The following is a 20823-nucleotide window of genomic DNA, read 5'->3' as shown; positions in this document are numbered from 1 at the left end:
CTCAGTGCCCGGCCCGCTCCTCCAGTGCCGCGCGCCACGCGGGGAGCCGGGCCTCGCCCGCCACCGAGCCCGCGCGCCGCCCGCCGTGTGCGAAGAAGTCGGCCAGCGGAAGGCTCGCGGCGCCCACCGTCACCGCGTCCGGACCGAGAACTCCGAGGCCGATGGTGACCCGCTCGGCGGGATGGCGCAGGGCGTACGAGACAGCGTGTTCGCGGACGGCGGGCAGAAAACGGGGGCCCAGCAGGAGTCCGGCCCAGCCGCCGATGAGGATGCGCTCGGGCCGGAAGAGGTTGATCAGGTCGGACAGGCCCGCGCCCACGTACTCGGCCGCCTCCTCCAGCACGGCGACCGCAACCGGGTCCCCCGCCGCACCGCCGGCGGGGTGGGCGGCGGCGAGCATCGCGGCGAGCGCGGTCTCCTCGTCGACTCCCTCCGGTGGCTTCCCGCCCTCCTCCCGCCAGCGGTCGAGCAGGGCTTCGGCCCCCGCGTACGCCTCCAGGCAGCCGAGCGCCCCGCACCGGCAGCGGCGCCCTCTGACGCGTACCGTGAGATGTCCCCATTCGACGGCCCGGCCGTGCTCCGCGTCGTCCGAGACGAGGCAGGCGCCGACGCCCGAGCCGAAGAGGACCACGACCGCACTGTGCGCGCCGCGTCCGGCGCCGAACCACATCTCGGCCTGGCCCAGGGTCTTGGCGCCGTTGTCGATGAAGTACGGGACGCTGTCCGGGAGTTGGCAGCCGGTGCGCAGCAGCGCCTCCAGCGGGACGGCCTCCCAGCCGATGGTCTGGCCGTGCACCACGGCGCCCCGCGCCGGGGTGTGGTCCACGATGCCGGGTACTCCGATGCCGACGCCGAGCAGTCGCTCGGGGGCGATCTTCGCTGCGGCGAGGACCTCCGTGATGCCGTCGCGGATGTGGCCGACGACGACGTCGACGTCGTACCCCTGATGCTCCAAGGGCCGTTCGGCGCGGGCGAGTTCGGTGAGGGTCAGGTCGAAGAGCTCGACGCGTACGCGGGTCTCGCCGACGTCCACGCCGATCATGTGGCCGCCGGCGGGCGCGACGCGCAGCAGGGTGCGCGGGCGGCCGCCGTCGGAGTCGACGCTGCCCGCGTCCTCCACCAGGCCCTCGGCGACGAGTTCGGAGACGACGTTGCTGATGGAGCCGGAACTCAGCCCGGTGGCCGGTCCGAGTGCCAAGCGGCTCGTCGGCCCGTCGAAGTACAGCCGTTGCAGCACGGCGGTGCGATTGGCCCGCCGCAGGTCACGCACCGTGCGCCGGTTCCGCTCCGCCATCCGGTCCCCCTCTGGCCTGCCCTCGACCTGCCCCGACCTGCCCCGACCTGCCCCGACCTGCAAGATACCGCCGGGTCGGCCGGAGAGTTCACTGGCCGAGTTCGTCCAGCGCCGCGGTGAGTTCCGGGGCCACGCGTTCCCTGACCCAGGCGAGCTGCTCGGCTCCGGCCGCCCGTGGGACCGTCTCCGTCAGCATGATCAGATAGAGGTAGCTGCGGTACAGGGCGAGCCGCAGGCGGGCCGAGGGTGTGAACTCCGCCAGTCCTCCGACCTCTTGATAGCCCGTCAAGAAGTCCTGGTCCTGCTTGATGTCGCCCAGCAGCGCCAGGGAGACGAAGTCCGCCAGCGGATCTCCCCAGAACATGCGCTCGCCGTCGATGAGTCCGCCGATGCTTGGCAGGCCGTTGGCGCTCGGCAGCCCGTCGACGCCTGGCTCGCCGCCACCCCCTGGGCGGCCGCTCTGTGTGCGTTCGACCAGGATGTTCCCCCGCCACAGGTCGAAGTGCACCAGGCGCGGGACGGCGACCTCGTCGAGGGCGTCGTACGCGGACTTGGCCGTCCGGGTCACCTCGTCCACCGGGCGGGGCAGCCAGGCCTCGTAGCGGCGGGCGTCGTCCAGGACGGCTTCGTACATGACGGTGAAGGCCGTACGCCAGTCGGCGGCCAAGGGGCCGAGGGCGCCGGACGGGTAGCCGAAACCGGGGCCGGTCACCCGGTGGAGGCGGGCCACATGGCGCCCCAACTCACGTCGCAGCAAAACCTCTTCGTCGTCCTGGAAGGTGTCCCACATGTCACCGGGACAGGCCGTCATCAGGAGATGACGGCCTGTGGATGCGGACGCGTCATGGCAGACGGCCACGACACGCGGCGCGGGCACGTCGACGGTGGCGGCGGCGCGGTAGAACTCCGCCTCCGAGACGAGGAGCTCACGCTCATGGGCCAACCCGGCGGCGTTCGGCGGCGGCGGGATCTTCAGGACGTACCGGCTGCCGTCGGAGAGTACGAGTTCCTCGACGGTGTTGTACGTCCCGCCGTCCAGCGGGCGGCAGTGGGCGAGGCGGTCGGACGGGAGCCCCGCCGCCTCCAGGATCTGTCGGGCCCGCTCCTCTGACATCCCGTACCCACCCCGTCTCTTGGTCACGGTCTCTTCGTTACGGCACTCACACAGCCGCTCGTTACGGCACTCACACAGCCGCGTACACGTCGCCGGCGTCCGGCGTGCGATCCCCGTACAGCGTACGGAAGGCGTCGCGTTCGCCGGGTGCCATCCGTCCGGTCAGGGGCGCGGGGAACTGCGCGACAAGCCCAAGACAACCCGCACATATCCACCGTCCCCCACCCCTCAGGGGCCGCAGGCTGTGACATTTGCGACTCCGTCGCGTGGGCGCGAGCAACCAAGCCGACCCGCACCTCACACCCGGCGGCCAAGCGGAGCGCTTAGGCTCGCGCGCATGGAACAGAGCGAGATCATCCTGCGGGCGATCGGGGTCCTGACCGAGACTCAGGAAATGGTGCGCAGGCTCAACGAGGAGGCCGAGGTCGACATCGACGCGGGCGAGGCCCAGCTCGGCCGGCTGGTGACGGAGGTGTTCCCGTCGGTCGAGGTCCCGGGCGACGCGACCCCCGCCGAGGCGGGCCAGGCCGTCGTCGACGCGCTGATGCCCGCCGCGATCTCACTGGTGGGCGCCTTCGCCTTCCTCTTCTCGGAACTCGCCGAGGTGCACGACACGGGCCGGACCGACATCAAGAGCACCGAACTCCTGCGCACGCTCGCACTCCGCCTGTCGAACACGGCCACAGACACGGACACGGACGACAACGAGGACAGCGACAACCACAACGACGACTGACGCCTTCGGTTGGGGTGACGTCATGTCGGGGCCGGGATCAGTCGGGTCTCGGTGATGAATCCGTCGAGCAGGCCGGGTTGGTACTGCATCCGCCTGCATCCGCTTCAGGCGGATGCAGGCCGGCGCGGCGAGCTCGACGAGGCCGCACGGGGCACCGCTGGAACGCGGCCGACCGTACGGAACCCGTACCGCGCCTGAGCGCCCTCGGCGTCCTCACCCCCGACGCGTGGCCGCGTGCCGTCGTTCCCCTCTCCCGGCAGGCGCCCCGAACCTGGCAAGGCAGTGCCAGACCTTCTTCAGGTCCTGCGGGTCGTGACGGCCCGTGCGGGCCGCGTCGCCGATGAGCCGCGGATCGAGGTGCCCGTCCTCGGCGATCCGCACCCCCAGCTCGACGTACTCCGGACCGCGGAACTCCGGATGGCGTCGCAACTCCTCGACGGAGAGCCGGTATCCGGGGTGCCACTCGACCGGGCAGGGCAGCCGCCGGGCCGCGGTCTCGACGGGGGTGCCGCGGTAGCAGGGGTCCAGGACCAGCGCCTCCATGTCCCGCTCCAGGACGACGCGTCCGTGAACCTGCGCCTCGATGTACTCGTCGAGGGCGTCCCGGTCGTCCGCCTCCGCCAGGCCGATGAGCGACATACCGTCGGCGACCCCGAACGCCGTCGGGTCGACGGAACTGTCCGGATAGCAGAACGTGGCCCGCCGCAGAGCGTCTCCGCCGAGCCGGAAGTGCGCGGAACCGAACCTCGGTGCGGCGCCGATCACCTGGTGGCGGAAGTCCAGGGCGCCGTACACGGGCCGCTCGTGCGCGGCCGCCGTGTCGTACGCCCCACCGAACATGCGGCTCTCCCACCGCCAGCGGTCACCGCCCGGGTGCGCGGTGAGCCCGCCGTTGCTGGTGCCCGTGACGAACTGGGAGTGGTACGTGCCGTCCTCGGCCAGCGCTTCCAGGATCGGCCGCCCGTCCACCAGGCGGTCCGGGTGCAGGTTCAGGGTCACCCGCAGCGTCGGGTCGACGGCGGGCCCGGACGACAGCGCCGCGACGTGGCGCAGGGCCCGGGCCTGCGGTGAACGGGTGTCCCCGACGTCCATTCGATCTCCTCGTCACGGGTGTGCGGCCCGGGTCGAGGAGAGCCTAGGCCTGTTTCTGAACCCCCGTCGTCCGCGCGGTGCGCAGGCGGGGGTTCAGAAACAGGCTCTGCCTATCGGCCCCGCAGTCCCGACGCCTCGACCTTGTGCAGGTGGATGAGGATGTCGTGGGTGGCGGCGAGTGCGATGTCGCGCTCGGCCTCCGGGAATTCGGTGCCTATGCTGCGCGTCGGCCTCGGCGTGGACAGCCAGGTGCGGGCCGCGGACGGGGCTGTGCGCAGGTCGAGTACGTAGTCTCGGTGGCGGACGCGGTCCAGGGTCGCCTCGTTGCTGCCGGGGCGTGCCGGGCCCACCGTGAAACGCTGCACCTTGCCGTCCGGACCGGTGGCGTTGAACGAGCCCTGATGGAAAGTGAATCCGGCGCTCACGTACGCGCTGCCCAGCTGATCGCGCAGGAACTCGCCCTGCATCTTCGGGTAGTACTGCGGTTCGTGTGTCACGTAACCGACGTGGGCGTTGTGCGCCGACAGCAGGACCTTTGTGCCGGTGTGCCGCTGCCACCAGGCGACGTTGTCCGCCATGAGCTGGTCACGGTAGAGCATGCAGGCGGCGACCTGCGCGGGGTCCTCCACGTCGAAGGCGTACCCCCGGGCGGTCTGGTCGACGGCTGTGGCGTGCTGGACAGCCCAGTCGTACGCCTTCGTGCCGTCACCAGCGCCTTTCAGCAGGTCAAGTGCCCGACCGGTCCGTACCGCCATCTCCTTGCGCTCGGCGAGCGGCCGGTTCAGATACTGCTCGATGTACTCGCCGGCCTGGACGGTCGGGCGCAGGCCGCGGTAGAGCCTGTTGACGCGTTCGAGCAGCTCGGGGTGGTTGCGGGCCACATAGTCGGTGACCTTGTCGTACAGCTCGGGTCCGTTGTAGGCGAAGTCGTCGCCCATGAAGCGCACGGGATCCTGCGGGTGTTGGCGGTTGTACGAGCGCATCCACTCCACGAGGCCCAGGTACTCGGTGTTGTTCCACAGCTGGTAGTCGCGCTGGAACTCGTCCCGCATGATGCGCCGCGGGTCGCCCGTGCCGTACAGGACGTAGTCGTTCAGGCGCAGGCCCGTGCTCCAGCTGGCCTCCAGGGCGAAGGTGCGGAAGCCCTTCTCCTCGACGAGGTGGCGGAAGACGCGGTGTTTCATGGCGAAGAAGTCGTGCGAGCTGTGCGTGGCCTCGCCCAGGCCCACGACCCGTGCGTCGCCGATCATGCGGGCGAGGGGGCGGAGATCGCTGGTGTCGCCCCGAGGCTCGACGGTTCGCAGGGGATGGGCCTGGCGTTGGAGGGCCTCGACGACTTGTGTGTCCGTGGTCGCGGCTTCTGTGTCCGTCGTCGCGGCCTGTGTGTCCGTGGCCGACGCGGGTGTTGTGCCGGACACCACGATGCCGAGGCAGATGAGCAGGGCTAAGACGAATCCTGACCGGTGCCATGTCATGGTCCAAGGCTTGTGTGCGCGTGGGGGCGCGGTCCATCCGGCCCACCCCCGGTCCCGAGTGGGGACAGCCGCGTACGCACGACGGGGGTTTTCCTCAGGGCCCCGTTCCCGGCCGTGTCAGACTGGCCGCTCGGCCTGTGCCCTTGTCGTCGTCTCGGGTGAGCTGCGCCGTCTGGACGAGTTCGGTGCGGCTGTTGAACGGGAAGTCCCCAAGGATGCGAGATGTACGTGAGGCGTGGGCGGCCGGTGGCGCCCGGGTGACGAAGTGGCGCCAGGATCCCGTGATCGTCCAGACGGTCCGCTCGGCGGCGGCCGCGACGATCGCGTACGTGGTCGCGCTGCGCTTCAGCCCCGAGGCGGCCCCGCTCACCGCTCCCCTGACCGCGCTCCTCGTCGTGCAGGTCACGCTCTACTCCACGCTCACCACCGGCATACGACGGGTCAACTCGGTCGTGGCCGGCGTTCTCGTCGCCATCGGGTTCAGTGTCCTCGTGGGGCTGACGTGGTGGAGCCTGGGCCTGCTCATCCTCGCCTCGCTGGCCGTCGGGCATCTGGTGCGGGTCAGCGAGTTCGTGCCCGAGGTGGCGATCAGCGCCATGCTGGTCCTCGGCGTCACCAGGGTCGGTGACACGGCCTGGGCGCGGATCCTGGAGACGGTGATCGGTGCCGTGGTCGGGCTCGGCTGCAATCTGCTCTTCGCTCCCCCGGTGTGGGTCGGCGCGGCCGGCGAGTCCATCGAGGATCTGGCACGCCGGATGCGGCAGTTGATGCTGCTCATCGGCGAGGAGGCCGCCAGCCGCACACCCGTGACCCTCGCGGCCGAGCGGCTCCACGAGGCCCGGCGGCTCGACCACGACATCGTCGAGGTGGACGCGGCCCTCAAGCAGGCCGAGGACAGCCTGCGGCTCAATCCGCGTGTACGGGAAGGGCTGCTGCACCGGGTCGTCCTGCGCACCGGCCTGGACACACTGGAGATCTGCACGGTGGTTCTGCGGGTCCTCGCGCGCAGTCTCACCGACCTGGCCAAGGAGCGCGTCCCGGATCCGCTGTTCGAGCCGGAGATCGGGAGGACCCTGGAGCGGCTCCTGGCCGAAGTCGGTGACGCCGTGGTCAGCTTCGCCGTCCTGGTCACCACCGACGTCAGCCACAGCGCCGAGTCGGCGGAGTCCCGGCTCGCCTCCGAAATCACCGCCGCGACCGCCACCCGCGACAAGCTGGCCCAACTTCTCCTGGAGGGGGTCCAGCGGGACGCACGCCGCTGGCAGTTGCACGGCGCCGTACTGACCGAGGTGACCCGGCTCCTCGACGAGCTCGACATGGAGCACCGCTCACGCCGGCTCCTGGAGGAACTGGACCGCTGCACGCGCGAGGAGCGAGACCGCATGCCCCGGCTGAACCGTTTCCGCGAGCGGCTGCGCCCCGCACGACGGAACCGTACCGCCGCCTCGAATCGTGCTACGTGACGTACTGGGCGTAGTGCTCGACATATCGCTGGGCCTGGTGGACATAGTGCTGGACGTAGTGACTGCCGCGTGACGTACTGGCACGGGGACGACGAAGACACCAGGGGAGTTCGGATGGCCGACGGCACCGTGCGAATCGACGGAAACTCACTGCGGCTGCCGGGCGGTGTGCGGATTCGGTTCATCCGCACCCTGCGCCTGCCCGAGACGGGGACGCATCCGCTGCCTCCGGGGCTCGGCGAGTTCCCGCTGCGGCGCGTGGAGGACTACCCGGACACGGTGCCGGCCCAGTGGCTGGCACGTGGCGGGGTGATGCTGCCGGTGTATCTGCGCGAGGCGATGTGGCTGAGCTTCGGCGGTACCTCGGAACCGGCCGCCCTGCAGGTGGGCGTGGGCAAGGTGTGCGCGGTCTCCGGCAAACCGTGGAGCGCCCGGCTGGGGCGGAAGCCGCAGAACTATGTCGTGCTGCCCCGCCAGCCGTGGCTCGACGGCATCAATTCAGGTAAGGGCGCGGTCCGCCAGTTCGTGGCGGTTCCGCTCGGGCTGGGTGCGACGGTCGAGGGCCAGGTCACCGGTGAGGAGGTGTGGGGCGGCGTACAGCTGCAGTCGTTCCAGCTGAACGAGGGCGTGCTGGCCGCGTGGCGCGAGGAGCAGCGCCTTCGGGCGGAGCTCGAAGCACGACGGCGCGAGAGCCTGTCGGCGGGCGGTTACGGCGCGGCGTTCCCGATGGCAGCGCCAGGCATGGCCACGCCCGGTTCGCCGCCCCCGGCGGGCGGTCCCATGCGAGCTGCGACGGGCGCTCCACCACGGGCTCCCGCGGCGATGGGCCTCGGCGTCGGCGGTTCGATGCGCCAGGAGGTCTACAAGGACGACCGCCCGCTCTCGGACTGGGCCACCGCGGCGGCCGGCCGCGTCTTCGTGCACCTCGTGACGCCGCCCGAGTGGCGCCGGATCACCGGCGAGGCGCCCCCGCCGTCGCCCGTCGACCGCGCGGCCTACACGCGGGCCGGGCTGCCGTGGTTCGACTACTACGACGAGGAGGCGGCGGACCTCGACCCCACGGACACGCTCGACGCGGTCAAGCCGGTCGGCGACTGGCTCGGCGACGACCACACACCGTGGCAGCCGCCGTCACCCCAGCAGGTGAAGCCGCTGGGGGACGCGCCGGGTAAACCGGTCGGCGACGGGACCTGGTGAGGCCGGCTCCGGCCCGAGGCCGGACCGGTCGCGTCATGCGTCTCCTTCCGTGCGCTGCCGCTGCAGCGCACGGGGGCAGCTCGCGGCGCTCGCCTGCGTGAGCAGGACGTGCATGCGCTCGGTCAGCTGCCCGAGGTCGTCGGCGGGCCGGTGGAAGGGCAGCCGTACGTCGCCGTGGGTGCGCGCGCGCTCGATGCGCAGCGTCAGTCCGTGCCGGTCGACTGCGAGCGGCTGGACGCGGACGGCGCCGTGCAGGGTGTCGGGGTCGATGAGCCGGGTGAGCCGCTCGACCGCGTCCGGGTGGGCGTCGGCGAGATGCGTCAGCAGCTGGGCCTCCGCCAGGGCCAGCGGATCGGGTTCGGCGATGGCGAACTCGTCGAGGTCGATCACCACCGCACCGCCGAGCTCGCGCAGCACGGCGCGTGTCGGGCGGAACGCCAGTTGTCCCTCCTCGGACGCGAACCAGCCGGCCATCCAGAGCCGGGCGCGGATACGGCTCCGTACGGGGACGGGCGCGACATCGGCGAACTCCAGGACGGCGGAGGGCTCTCCGCGTGGCGCGCAGACCGCGGCCGCGGCGAGCGTGCTGTCTTCCGGCAGGTGCAGCAGCACCCGCCCGTCCTCGGCGACGGTGTGTACGCCGATGAACTCCTCGCGACCGCCCTCGGCGGTCACCGCGCAGGACCACGCCGCGGCGAGCACGGACCGGGCACGTTGTGCCGTGGCCGGCGCGGCCGTCCAGCTGTGACGGTCACCCATCCCAAACCTCCATTAGGTAAGCCTTGCCTAACCTATCGAAGATCGGGGTGTACGCCAACCACGCGGCCACGCCACGCCACCTTTGTGACGGCGAATTTACGCGGCGACGACTCCCAACAGCGTCCCTGCGCACTGACGATGCTCCCCCCGAGCCCGAGCCCGAGCCCGAGCCCGAGCCGTCAACGCAGCCGGAGATGCCAGAGGACGCGTCGGAGGCGTCGTCGGCTTCATCCTGTCCAGTGACCGGGGCGAGTGAGTGACGCCGGAAGCCTGGTGCCGGCACTGCCCTTGGCGGCGTTGAGCTGAGGCTGGGTGAGGAAGAGGGCGCCGGTCAGGTCGGCGTCCGTGAGGTCGGTGTCGCGCAGGTCGGCACCGATCAGGTCCGCGTCCCGCAGATCCGCGCCCGTCAGGTCGGCGGCGATGAGATAGGCGCCGCGGAGGTTGGCACCCCTCAGGTCGGCGCCCTTGAGGCGGGCGCCCATGAGGTCGGCGCCCCGGCGCTCCTTCTTCTTGCCGCGGCCGAGGCCGGCGCGGGCCAGTTCGCTGGTGCGCAGCAGGAGGGCGTTGACGTCCTGACGGACCGTGGGCACGTCCAACTCGGCCAGTTCTTCCGGGGTTCGGCGAGTGAGCGCCTCGGTGGTGTCGAGCGCGCGGCGCAGTTCCGGGTGGATCGGGCGGGCCGCGGGCAGCTCCAGCGCCTCGGTGAGGTACCAGAGCAGTTCCTGGAGGTGTCGTACGACCGGGAACACGTCGGCCATCAGCCGGGCGTGCTCCCGCGTGCCCGAGCGCCAGTCCGCGCCGCCGAAGGTGACCTGCGAGACCTTCTGCCCGGCGCCGAAGCAGTCGTAGACCGTACAGCCGTTGAAGCCACGCTGCCGCAGCTCCGTGTGGATGCCGCAGCGGAAGTCCGTCCGGAGGTTCTGGCAGGGGCTCCCGGCGGCCTTGTCGATCGCGAAGTCCGCCGAGGCGGCGAAGGGCAACGCGACACAGCACAGCCCGAAGCACTGGGCGCAGTCCGCCTGGAGTTCGGTTCGGGCGGATGCTGCCGTGCCTGGTTCGTCTTGCATGCCGTCCAGCCTACGTAGTGCGCGAGCCTGGGCAGTGCGCGAGCCTGGGCAGTGCGCGAGCAGGTGACCACCGGTCTTCGGCCGACGTCCGGTTTCACTCCGAGTCCGACCCATCCAACTCCCTTGCCGGGCACGAACTCACCGATGAGTTTCCGCTCGCGGAGAGGTCCCTAATACAACTGAAAACAAACTCCGCTACCACAGAGGAACGAGCTCCTTCACAGACCCCGGAGAGACGTCATGTGCACCCACTGGCCCACGTGCCCCACCGCCGACAGTCCCGATCACCACGCCGCCGTGATCGTGTCCGCCCACCCCGAACAGGGTTGGAGCCTGCTGTGCAACGGCACGATCGTCTTCGACGACACTGGCGAACTCCTGCCGGACGGCTCCGTCGTGAGCCCCCTGCACACGACGCTCGTGGACCGCCCGGAGCCCGTGCCCGCCTGAGGAGTGACGTCGGCCCTGCGCCACTGCCGGCCGGAGTCACGGTCGGTCCTCAGGCCAGGAGCCCTCCGAGGTCGAGCCGCGCCAGCCGCTCCGGGTCCGAGAGGATGTCCATGGCGACGATCTTCCCGTCCACGATCGTGAGAGCCGTGACCGACATCGGCTGCCCGTCGGGCGCGGTGACCATGCCCACCGCGCCGTTGACGAGGACGGGCCGGGCGTGAACGGCGAACCGCCGGAACAGGAACGCCTGTTGAGCCACCGCCCTCGCACCGCGGACCAGCTTGGACGCGGCCGCGCCGCCGACGAGGGCGCCGGAGTCGGCGCGCAGCACGGCGTCCGGGTGGAGGACCGCGACGAGCGCTTCGAAGTCGCCGCCGCGCGAGGCGGCGAGGAACGCGTCGAGGACCCTCCGCTGACGGGACAGATCGGGGTCGGGTGTCGGCGCCGCGCCCCGCACCCGCCGCCGGGCGCGGCTGGCGAGCTGGCGCGTGGCGGCCGAACTGCGCTCCACGACGGGCGCGATGTCGTCGAACGGCACCGCGAACATGTCGTGCAGCACGAACGCCAGCCGCTCGGCGGGCTCGAGGGTCTCCAGGACGATGAGCAGGGCGAGTCCGACCGAGTCCGCTTGGACCGCCTCTTCCTCAGGACTGATCCGGGTCACCACCGGGTCCGGCACGTGGGTGTCGAGGGACTCCTCTCGGCGTGAGGTGCGCGAACGCAGCATGTCGAGACAGATCCGGCCGACCACGGTGGTCAGCCAGCCCCCGAGATTTTTCACCTCGGAGATGTCGGAGCGGCTGATCCTGAGCCAGGTCTCCTGGACGGCGTCGTCGGCCTCACTGAGCGAGCCGAGCATCCGGTACGCCACGGCCCGGAGGTGACGGCGGTGTGTCTCGAAGCTCCGCGCGAGGAGATCGCTCATCGGCTCGCCGGCACGTACACGATCTCCCGGCCGCCGTCCGTCCAGGCGGCGATGGCACAGCCCTTCGTCCTTGAACGGGCGGTCACTGAAGGTGCGCTGCGCGCCATCAGGCCTCGTCCCGCGACAGTGCGATCAGCCGGTCCAGTACGCGCGGGCCGCCCGCCCGTACTCCGTCGTGCTCGAACTCGTCGGTGACGTACGTCCGCAGACCGCGGATGGTCCTGGCCGTGCTCAGTGCGTGCTCGGTGTCGACGTACATGTCGTCGTGGTAGACGGCCGCGGCGACGGGGACCTCGTTGGCGGCGAGGCTGGCGGGGTCGTACAGCGGGGCCCAGTCGGTGCGTTCGGCGAGGAGGTCGGCGGTCTCGCGCAGCGGGCGCAGGGCCGGGTCGCAGTCGAAGGTCCAGGGGTGTACGGACTCGCCGGTGAACAGCAACGGGCCATCGCCCGCGAGGGTCTTGGCCGCGTCGAACTGCGGGAAGTCGGCGCGGACCCGCTCGGCGGACCAGGCGGTGGGGCGACCGCCCTGGGCATAGCAGGCCTCGTGGACCAGCGCGTACAGCGGGTGTCCCGCGAACGAGAGGGTGGCCTGGACGTCTTCCTGGAAGGCATCGGAGAGGGCCGGGCCCTGGGCGGTGCGGACGAAGGCGTGTTCCAGGAGGTAGTGCAGACGGTGGCTGCCCTCGCTGCCGCCGAGGAGGATGCCGAGGGACTGGAAGGCCTCGACGGTGAGACGGTAGCCACCGTTCAGGACGGGCTCGTGGCGCAGCAGGTACTCGGCGATCCGCCGGGCCCGCTCGATGTCCTGGGGGTAGCGCTCGTAGTGGGCGGTGACCTTGCGCTCGATGCGCGGGTACGCGGCCCGGTAGATGTCGTCGGCGTGACCGTCGAGGGAGGGCAGGCCGCCGGTGATCAGGGCGGCGGCCAGGCCTTCGGGCGCGGTGGACAGGTAGTGGGTCGCGCAGAAGCCGCCGAAGCTCTGGCCGAGAACGGTCCAGGGGGCGCCGCCGGTGACGGCCGGGCGGATCGCCTCGCAGTCGCGGACGATGGAGTCGGCGCGGAACAGCGCGAGGTAGTCGGCCTGTTCGCGGGGGCCGCCGCGCAGCGGGAGGGTCTGCCGGTTGGCGGGCGTGGAGCTGCCGGTGCCGCGCTGGTCGAGGAGCAGAACGCGATAGTCCTTGAGGGCGCGGCCGAGCCAGGCCTGCTTGCCGACGAAGCGGTTGGCGCCGAAGCCGGGCCCGCCCTGGAGGTACACCAGCCAGGGCAGGTCCTGGTTCGCCTTGTCGCTCGCGACCACTTCACGGGCGTACAGCTCGATCGTCTCCCCTGACGGGTCGTCGTGATCGAGGGGCACGGTGAAGTGGCGGTCGCTGAGAACGACACCGGGCTGACGGTAGCTGACGCTCAAGGGGGTCTCCCGAGACGAACGGATTGCAGGATGCGACCCAGTTCAGCACAAGTTCTCCGGCGAGCCGAGCCCGGGGATCAAGAAATCTGCGCGGTCCGGCCACTCAGGCCGGGAACTGACTGCGTGCCGCACAACCGCTTGCCCACGGAATGATCGTTCAGCGCGGCGGGAGGCTCGAGCGTCGCACCACGAGCTCCGGCTGGAGCACCACACGCCGGTGCTCGTGCGCGACCGGCGCGGTCTCGGCCTCGGTCTCCTCCAGCAGGAGCGCCGCCGCGAGCGCGCCCATGGTGACGGCGGGCTGCCGTACGGAGGTCAGCGGGACGGCCGCCGCGGCCGCGAACTCGATGTCGTCGTAGCCGACGATGGCGAGGTCGTCCGGGACGCCGACGCCGGCCGCGAACATGGCCTGGAGGACGCCGAGGGCGAGCAGGTCGTTGGCGCAGAACACGGCGGTCGGGCGGTCGGCGAGACCGAGGAGGCGGGCTCCGGCGTCGCGGCCCGCGGCCACGTCGAGCCGCTCGGTGGGCAGTTCCCGCAGGGAGTCCGGGCCGAGTCCCGCCTCGTCGAGGGCGTTCAGGGCGCCCGTGCGGCGGTCCCTGACCTGATTCAGGCCTGGCGGCCCGCTCACGTACGCGATGGAGCGGTGGCCGGCGTCGATGAGATGCCGTACGGCCAGTGCGCCGCCCGCCACGTCGTCGACCGACACCGAGCACTCGGTGGTGCCCTCGGCGACCCGGTCGACGAGCACGAAGGGGATGCCGTGGCGGCGGAACGCCTCAATGTTGCGCCCGGTCGCGTCGGCGGGGGTCAGCAGGACGCCCCGTACGCGCTGTTCGGCGAAGAGCGACAGGTAGTCGGCCTCCTCCGCCGCGCTCTGTCCGCTGTTGCAGACCATCACGCCGACCCCGGCCTCCCGCGCGGCCCGCTCGGCGCCGCGTGCGACGTCCACGAAGAAGGGGTTGCCCATGTCGAGGACGAGCAGGCCCATGATCCGGCTGCGTCCGGCGCGTAGCTGCCGCGCCGACTCGCTGCGGACGTATCCGAGCCGGTCTATGGCCGAGAGCACCCGGGCGCGGGTCTCGGAGGCGACCGTGTCCGGGCGGTTGATGACGTTCGAGACCGTGCCCACCGAGACTCCGGCGACGCGGGCGACGTCCTTTATACCCACCGACTGGGCCATCAGGCACGGACCTCCAAAAGTGACGGGGGGTGGTGGGCAGGCCTCACATTACCGGCCTGACCACCACCGATGGCTGCGGTCAGGCGGGCAGACTGAAGTTGACCGAGCGGAGCGCCGAGGGCGTCGTACCGCTGGACTTCTCCTGGTACATGATCGACAGGAAGTTGTCCTGCCAGATCCGGGACTCGTCGATCACGACCTCACCGAAGGCGTTCAGCCCGGCGCCGTCGAACAGGATCCTCCAGTCGGTGTACCCGGATGCCTTGGATGCCGCGGCGATACGGCAGAAGGGGAAGATCGCGTACGCGTTGTCGTACTTGTCGAGGATGAGCTTGGTGCGCTGGCTGGAGTTCAGGGGCACCGGTATCTCGGTCTTCTGCCAGGCGCCCGAAGAGTTCTTGCGGACGTGGAAGACACGGCCGTTGGCCGTGCGGTTGTTGACGTAGTTCGTCGTGCACTGGCCGAAGCGGCCGGGTACGTAGCTGATGAGCGCGTGCGGCTGACCGGCGGAGTCCGTGAACTGGCTCTCCTGGTTCATCAGCGAGTGGTCCGGGTTGAGCGCGTCGACGACCAGTCCGGCGTCGGTGACGGAGACCCGGTCAGAGCTGCCGGTGGTGCCGACGACGGCGCCCGCGTTGTTGCGCCAGGTGCGGCCGCGGTCGTCCGAGTAGACGTAGCCCGTGTCGTGGTTGGTGATACCGCCGCTGTTGCACATCACGGCGCCGTTCTGCTCACGCCAGGTGAAGAAGGAGTGCAGGCGGCCGTTCTTGTCGTAGTCGATGCCGTGCAGGTACATGTTGCGGGCCGTGCTGGAACCGTGCTCGCTGGTGTACGTGCCGGTGGAGCTGGTCCACTCGCCGAGGTTGGTCCAGGACGTGCCGTCGTACTCGGCGAGGGCGTTGCGGCCGTTGCCCGAGATGGCGACGCGGTAGCTCAGCTGGAGCCGGCCCTCGGGCGTCGAGACGAACTGCGGGTAGGTGAACTGCGAGGTGAGCGCGAGCCCGTCGAGCGTGGACTGGGGGGCGCCGAAGCGGCTCGTGGTCCAGCTCAGTCCGGCGGGGTTGTCCATGAGCCCCGCCACCGACTTCACGTAGGTGAAGCCGTCGCTGTGGGAGTCCATGTTGAGGTGCAGCCGGCCGTCGACCTTGGAGATGCCCATGGAGATGACATTGTGCGAGTCGTTGTACCGGAGGGTGTGGCCGACCTTGACGGTGGACCAGGTGTTCGAGCCGAACACGCGACGGCCGACGACGGCGTTGCGGTCGGCGGTGTACCAGACGGCGTACTGGTAGCCCTTGTAGGTCAGCAGACCGTTCTTCTGGAACGAGTTGTTGTTGACCAGGCCGTCGTAGGAGACGAAGAAGAGGGCCTGGTTGTCGAGCGTGGTGCTGCCGGTCTGGGTGAGCGAGGGGCCGGGGTCGGCGGCCCGGGCGATACCGGCGAGGCCGGGGGTGGCCACGGTGCTCAGCAGGGCGGCCGTCAGCAGCGTGCGTCTTTTCATGTCCGGGGGGCTCCTGTGCGGGAGGGGGCGAACGAGGCAGGGGACGGGCTAAGGCGGTCAAGACAGATGGAACACTTCGGTGAGGGGTTTCATGGCTTCGTCGGGCCTGGCGCCGTCCAACGATTCGAAGAACGGCGCCATTTCGGCCTGCCAGCGGGCGTTGACCTCGGCGGCCTCCATGCCGGCCTGCGCGGCCGCGAAGTCCTCGGTCTCCAAGTAGCCGACCAGCAGGCCGTCTTCCCGCAGGAAGAGCGAGTAGTTGTGCCAGCCGGTGGCCGAGAGTGCTTCGAGCATCTCGGGCCACACGGCGGCATGCCGCTCGCGGTACTCGTCGAGGCGTTCCGCCCTGACCTTCAGCAGGAAACACACGCGCTGCATCAACGACCCTCCGGGATCTTGGAAGTTGAACAACTCGACGTCGAACGGCCAAGGGCCCGACGGCTAGAAGTTGAACTGGTCGATGTTCTCCTTGTTGAACACGGTCGGCTTGCCGAGGTTGATCACGCCGTCCTTGCCGATGGTGAACTCGCCCATGTCGCCGGCCTTGAAGGACTCGCCCTCCTTGCCGGTGATCTGGCCGGAGACCAGCGCGACCGAGGTGCGGGCGGCCAGCTCACCGAGCTTCGCCGGGTCCCACAGCTCGAAGCCCTCGACGGTGCCGTTCTTGACGTACTTGCGCATGTCGTTCGGGGTGCCGAGGCCGGTCAGCTTGACCTTGCCCTTGTACTTCGAGCCGGACAGGTACTGGGCGGCCGCCTTGATGCCGACCGTGGTCGGGGAGATGATCCCCTTGAGGTTCGGGTACTCCTGGAGCAGGCCCTGGGTCTGCTGGAAGGACTTCTGCGCGTCGTCGTCACCGTAGGCGACCTTGACGAGCTTCATGTCCTTGTACTTGGGATCCTTGAGCTCCTCCTCCATGAAGTCGATCCAGACGTTCTGGTTCGTCGCGGTCTGCGCGGCGGAAAGGATCGCGATCTCGCCCTTGTAACCGATCTGCTCGGCGAGCAGCTGCACCTCGGTGCGGCCGAGGTCCTCGGCACTGGCCTGCGAGACGAAGGCGTTGCGGCAGTCGGCCTTGGTGTCGGAGTCGTAGGTGACGACCTTGATGTCGTTCTTCATGGCCTGCTTGAGCGCGGTGCACAGGGCGCCCGGGTCCTGAGCCGAGACGGCCATCGCGTCGACCTGCTGCTGGGTGAGCGTGTTGACGTAGGACACCTGGCCGGAGGTGTCGGTGGCGCTGCTCGGGCCGACCTCCTTGTAGGTGGAGCCCAGCTCCTTGACGGCCTTCTCGCCGCCCTTGTCGGCGCTGGTGAAGTACGGGTTGTTGACCTGCTTGGGCAGGAAGCCGATGGTCAGACCCTTCTTCAGTTCGGCACCCGCGTCGGCCTTGCCGGTCGCGGCGGCGGAGGCGCCGTCCTTGCTCACGTCCTCTTTGGTGGTACCGCCGCACGCGGTGGCGGCGAGGGCGAGGGAGGTGACGGCGGCGAGGGCCACGCCGGTACGGCGGATCGATGACTTGCGCATGACTGTTTCCTTACGAGGGTGAGTTTGAGGGGCTACAGGGTGGGAGTTACTGGGCCGTGGATGGGATTTACACGGTCGGCGTGGGGGCCTTGGACACCGGCGCTGAGGCGGCTCTGCGCCCGGCCCTCGCGACGGAGATCTGACGTGCGACCCGAGGGCCGAGCACGGAGAGGACGAGCAGAACGCCGGTGACGACGATCTGCGACTGGGCGGAGACGTCCTGGAGGCTCATCACGTTCTGCAGCGCGCCGAGCAGGAAGACTCCCGCGATCGCGCCGCCGAGCGTGCCCTTGCCGCCGTCGAAGTCGATGCCGCCGAGCAGTACGGCCGCCACGACGGAGAGTTCGAGTCCCGTGGCGTTGTCGAAGCGGGCGCTGGCGTAGTGCAGCGCCCAGAAGATGCCGGTCAGTGAAGCCATCAGCCCGGTCACGGTGAACAGGATGAGCTTCTGCCGCTTGACGCGGATGCCGGCGAACCGCGCGGCCTCCTCGTTGGCGCCCACCGCGAACAGGGAGCGCCCGAACGGCGTGGCGTGCAGCACGATCACGGCGATCGCCAGCAGCGCGAGGAAGGGCAGGAACGCGTACGGGATGAAGGTGTCGCTGATGCGTCCGGCCGCGAAGTCCAGGTACTGGGTGGGGAAGTCGGTCACCGCGTCCGAGCCGAGCACGATCTGCGCGATGCCCCGGTAGGCGGCGAGGGTACCGATGGTGACGGCGAGGGACGGCAGTCCGAGCCGCGTCACCAGCAGGCCGTTGATCAGCCCGCACACCACGCCGAGGAGCAGGCAGATCGGGATGATCACCTCGATCGTCATGCCCTGGTTCCACAGCGCGCCCATCACCGCGCCGGACAGACCGGCCGTGGAGGCGACCGACAGGTCGATCTCGCCCGACACCACGAGCAGGGTCATCGGCAGGGCGATCAGTGCGATGGGCAGCGTGTTGCCGAGCAGGAAGGACAGGTTGAGGGCGTTGCCGAAGCCGTCCACGGTCCCGAAGGACAGCAGCAGTACGACGATGAGGAGGGCGCCGACGACCGTGTCCCAGCGGACGGCGCGCGCGAGAGCGGAGTCAGCCATGGCGGGCGTTCCTCTTCTTCAGGGCGGACGCCACGCGCAGGGCGACGATCCGGTCGACCGCGATGGCGAGGATGAGCAGGATGCCGTTGATGGCGAGCACCCACACGGAGCTGACGCCGAGGGCGGGCAGCACGCTGTTGATGGAGGTGAGGAGCAGCGCGCCGAGAGCCGCGCCGTAGACGCTGCCGGAGCCGCCGGTGAAGACGACGCCGCCGACCACGACCGCGCTGACGACGGTGAGTTCGTAGCCGTTGCCCGTGCCGGAGTCGACGTTGCCGAACCGGGCGAGGTACAGCGCGCCCGCGAGTCCCGCGAGGGCACCGCAGAAGGTGTACGCGGCCAGGATCCGCTTGCGCACGGGGATGCCGGCGAGGCGGGCGGCCTCGGGGTTGGAGCCGAGCGCGTACAGCTCGCGCCCGCTGCCGAAGTGCTTGAGGTAGTACGCGGTCGCGATCAGCACCACCAGCGCGATCATCGCAAGCCACGGCACGGCCGAGATGCCGCCGGAGCCGAAGTCGATGAAGCCGTCCGGGAGGTTGGCCGCCGTGATCTGCCGGGAGCCGACCCAGATGGAGTCGATGCCGCGGATGATGTAGAGCGTGCCGAGGGTGACGACGAGGGCGGGCACCTGGCCGAGGCTGACGAGCAGCCCGTTCACCAGTCCCCAGCCGATCCCGAGCAGGATCGCGAGGACCACCGCGACGACGGGGTTTCCGCCGCCCTGCAGATACGTACCGGCCGCGAAGGCGCTGATGCCGAGCGTCGAGCCGACCGACAGGTCGACGTTCCGGGTGATCACGACCAGCGACTGACCGGTGGCGACCAGCATCAGGATCGTGGCGTTCAGCAGCAGGTCCTTGATGCCCTGCTCGGACAGGAACTCGCTGTTGCCCATCTGGGTGATGACGATCATCACCAGGAAGACGAGCAGGATGGCGAGTTCACGCATCTTGAAGACGCGGTCGACCAGCCGGGTGCCGCTGGACTTGGGCACCTCGGCGGCGGGGGCGGGGTTCGGGGCAGTCACCGTCATGCGGCGGCCCTCCCGGTGGCTGCGGCCATCACGGTTTCCTCGGTGGCTTCGGAGCGTGGGATCTCGGCGGTGAGGCGGCCCTCGTGCATGACGAGGACGCGGTCGGCCATGCCGAGGATCTCGGGCAGATCGGAGGAGATCATCAGGACGGCCACGCCGTCGGCGGCCAGCTGGCTGAGCAGCCGGTGCACCTCGGCCTTCGTACCGACGTCGATGCCACGGGTCGGCTCGTCGACGATCAGCACCTTCGGGCCGGTGGCCAGCCACTTGGCGAGGACGACCTTCTGCTGGTTGCCGCCGGACAGCGTCGACACGGTGTCGGCGATCCGCGCGTACTTGACCTGGAGCTTGACCGCCCAGTCGAGTGAGCGGCTGCGCTCGGCGCCGCGGTCCATGAAGCCCGCCTTGACCGTCTTGCGCAGCCCGGTCAGGCCGATGTTGCGCTCGATGGACATGTCCATCACCAGGCCCTGGGCGCGCCGGTCCTCGGGGACGAGGGCGAGCCCGGCAGCCATCGCGGTGGACGGGGCGCCGTTCGTCAGCGTCCGTCCGTCGATCTCCACCTCACCGGCGTCCCAGCGGTCGACGCCGAAGACGGCCCGGGCGACCTCCGTGCGCCCGGCGCCGACGAGCCCGGCGAGACCGACGATCTCACCACGCCGGACGTCGAAGGAGACGTCGGTGAAGACACCCTCGCGGGTCAGCCGCCGCACGCTCAGGGCGACTTCACCCGCCTCTACGTCCTGCTTGGGGTAGAGCTCGTCGAGATCGCGGCCGACCATGCGGCGTACGAGGTCGTCCTCGGTCATGCCGTCCAGCGGTTCGCTGGAGATCAGGGCGCCGTCGCGCAGGGTGGTGACGCTCTGGCAGATCTGGAAGATCTCCTCCAGACGGTGCGAGATGAACAGCACGGCCGAGCCCTGCTCGCGCAGGGTGCGGACGACCCCGAAGAGGCGGGCCACCTCGCTGCCGGTGAGGGCGGCGGTCGGCTCGTCCATGATCAGGACGCGGGCGTCGAAGGAGAGCGCCTTGGCGATCTCGACGATCTGCTGGTCGGCGATGGACAGGCCGCGCGCCGGGCGGTCGGGGTCCAGTTCGACACCGAGACGCTTCATCAGGGCCAGGGTCGCGGCGTGCGTGGCCTTGTGGTCGATCCGGCCGAGCGTGCGATGGGGCTGGCGGCCCATGAAGATGTTCTCGGCGATCGAGAGATCGGGGAAGAGAGTGGGCTCCTGGTAGATCACCGCGATGCCCGCGCCCCGGGCATCGGCGGGACCGTGGAAGACGGTGGGCTCGCCGTCGAGCAGCACCTGACCGGCATCCGGTCGGTGCACGCCGGCGAGCGTCTTGATGAGGGTCGACTTGCCCGCGCCGTTCTCACCGGCGAGTGCGTGCACTTCGCCGGGGAACAGTTCAAGGGACACGTCCCGCAGGGCGCGTACTGCACCGAAGGACTTCGAGATGTCCTTGAGTGCCAGCACGGGTGCCGGACCCGCGTCGGACCGGTGGGTCATGGGAGCT

Annotated in this window: 19 protein-coding genes; 4 read left to right on the top strand and 15 right to left on the bottom strand. The window is 70.2% G+C overall.

What is annotated here, in order from left to right:
- Position 1: 1 nt before the first annotated feature.
- Both ACTWQR_RS16365 and ACTWQR_RS16360 read right to left on the bottom strand, forming a co-directional pair.
- Positions 2–1294, bottom strand: a complete 1293-nt coding sequence (locus tag ACTWQR_RS16365; RefSeq protein ID WP_443227790.1) for an ROK family protein — start codon at positions 1292–1294, stop codon at positions 2–4.
- A gap of 88 nt (positions 1295–1382) precedes the next feature.
- A complete protein-coding gene (locus ACTWQR_RS16360; protein ID WP_443227895.1) occupies positions 1383–2408 on the bottom strand; it encodes a phosphotransferase family protein in 1026 nt (341 codons plus the stop codon).
- Positions 2409–2745: 337 nt separating this feature from the next.
- Between ACTWQR_RS16360 and ACTWQR_RS16355 the strand changes: the two genes are divergently transcribed.
- Positions 2746–3144, top strand: coding sequence for a hypothetical protein (locus tag ACTWQR_RS16355; protein WP_443227789.1), 399 nt, complete (start codon positions 2746–2748; stop codon positions 3142–3144).
- A gap of 213 nt (positions 3145–3357) precedes the next feature.
- Here ACTWQR_RS16355 and ACTWQR_RS16350 read toward each other — a convergent pair whose 3' ends face one another.
- Positions 3358–4236: a DUF3626 domain-containing protein gene (locus tag ACTWQR_RS16350; protein WP_443227788.1), complete on the bottom strand. Its 879-nt coding sequence runs from the start codon at positions 4234–4236 to the stop codon at positions 3358–3360.
- Positions 4237–4346: 110 nt separating this feature from the next.
- The gene (locus tag ACTWQR_RS16345) at positions 4347–5711 is read right to left on the bottom strand and encodes an erythromycin esterase family protein (protein WP_443227787.1); all 1365 of its coding nucleotides are present in this window, start codon (positions 5709–5711) and stop codon (positions 4347–4349) included.
- 215 nt (positions 5712–5926) lie between these two features.
- Here ACTWQR_RS16345 and ACTWQR_RS16340 point away from each other — a divergent pair, with 215 nt between their 5' ends.
- A complete protein-coding gene (locus ACTWQR_RS16340) occupies positions 5927–7174 on the top strand; it encodes an FUSC family protein (protein WP_443227786.1) in 1248 nt (415 codons plus the stop codon).
- Positions 7175–7288: 114 nt separating this feature from the next.
- The gene (locus tag ACTWQR_RS16335) at positions 7289–8371 is read left to right on the top strand and encodes a hypothetical protein (protein WP_443227785.1); all 1083 of its coding nucleotides are present in this window, start codon (positions 7289–7291) and stop codon (positions 8369–8371) included.
- 33 nt (positions 8372–8404) lie between these two features.
- Here the strand turns inward: ACTWQR_RS16335 and ACTWQR_RS16330 are convergent, their stop codons facing one another.
- The gene (locus ACTWQR_RS16330) at positions 8405–9130 is read right to left on the bottom strand and encodes a DUF2470 domain-containing protein (RefSeq protein ID WP_443227784.1); all 726 of its coding nucleotides are present in this window, start codon (positions 9128–9130) and stop codon (positions 8405–8407) included.
- Positions 9131–9357: 227 nt separating this feature from the next.
- A complete protein-coding gene (locus ACTWQR_RS16325) occupies positions 9358–10197 on the bottom strand; it encodes a pentapeptide repeat-containing protein (RefSeq protein ID WP_443227783.1) in 840 nt (279 codons plus the stop codon).
- A gap of 240 nt (positions 10198–10437) precedes the next feature.
- On the opposite strand from ACTWQR_RS16325, the gene ACTWQR_RS16320 reads away from it, so the two are divergent.
- Positions 10438–10647, top strand: a complete 210-nt coding sequence (locus tag ACTWQR_RS16320; RefSeq protein WP_443227782.1) for a DUF5999 family protein — start codon at positions 10438–10440, stop codon at positions 10645–10647.
- A gap of 49 nt (positions 10648–10696) precedes the next feature.
- Here the strand turns inward: ACTWQR_RS16320 and sigJ are convergent, their stop codons facing one another.
- The 9 genes from sigJ to ACTWQR_RS16275 form a co-directional block, all read right to left on the bottom strand.
- The gene (sigJ, locus tag ACTWQR_RS16315; RefSeq protein WP_443227781.1) at positions 10697–11572 is read right to left on the bottom strand and encodes an RNA polymerase sigma factor SigJ; all 876 of its coding nucleotides are present in this window, start codon (positions 11570–11572) and stop codon (positions 10697–10699) included.
- A gap of 106 nt (positions 11573–11678) precedes the next feature.
- Positions 11679–12980: an alpha/beta fold hydrolase gene (locus tag ACTWQR_RS16310; RefSeq protein WP_443227780.1), complete on the bottom strand. Its 1302-nt coding sequence runs from the start codon at positions 12978–12980 to the stop codon at positions 11679–11681.
- A gap of 157 nt (positions 12981–13137) precedes the next feature.
- A complete protein-coding gene (locus tag ACTWQR_RS16305) occupies positions 13138–14163 on the bottom strand; it encodes a LacI family DNA-binding transcriptional regulator (protein ID WP_443227779.1) in 1026 nt (341 codons plus the stop codon).
- 79 nt (positions 14164–14242) lie between these two features.
- Positions 14243–15664, bottom strand: coding sequence for a BNR repeat-containing protein (locus ACTWQR_RS16300; RefSeq protein ID WP_443227778.1), 1422 nt, complete (start codon positions 15662–15664; stop codon positions 14243–14245).
- A gap of 57 nt (positions 15665–15721) precedes the next feature.
- On the bottom strand, positions 15722–16042 hold the full coding sequence (locus tag ACTWQR_RS16295; protein ID WP_443227777.1) for an L-rhamnose mutarotase: 321 nt from the start codon (positions 16040–16042) through the stop codon (positions 15722–15724).
- Positions 16043–16105: 63 nt separating this feature from the next.
- On the bottom strand, positions 16106–17188 hold the full coding sequence (gene rhaS / locus ACTWQR_RS16290) for a rhamnose ABC transporter substrate-binding protein (protein ID WP_443227776.1): 1083 nt from the start codon (positions 17186–17188) through the stop codon (positions 16106–16108).
- Positions 17189–17255: 67 nt separating this feature from the next.
- Entirely contained in the window at positions 17256–18269 is a 1014-nt protein-coding gene (locus ACTWQR_RS16285; protein ID WP_443227775.1) for an ABC transporter permease, read from the bottom strand.
- A complete protein-coding gene (locus tag ACTWQR_RS16280; protein WP_443227774.1) occupies positions 18262–19302 on the bottom strand; it encodes an ABC transporter permease in 1041 nt (346 codons plus the stop codon). Before ACTWQR_RS16280 ends, ACTWQR_RS16285 begins: the two co-directional genes overlap by 8 nt.
- A complete protein-coding gene (locus tag ACTWQR_RS16275) occupies positions 19299–20816 on the bottom strand; it encodes a sugar ABC transporter ATP-binding protein (protein ID WP_443227773.1) in 1518 nt (505 codons plus the stop codon). The genes ACTWQR_RS16280 and ACTWQR_RS16275 overlap by 4 nt, the downstream gene beginning before the upstream one ends.
- Positions 20817–20823: the final 7 nt, after the last annotated feature.

The sequence above is a fragment of the Streptomyces sp. 2A115 genome, from assembly GCF_052245575.1.
Classification (GTDB): Bacteria; Actinomycetota; Actinomycetes; order Streptomycetales; family Streptomycetaceae; genus Streptomyces.
This window is presented reverse-complemented; position numbering and strand designations above follow the sequence as displayed.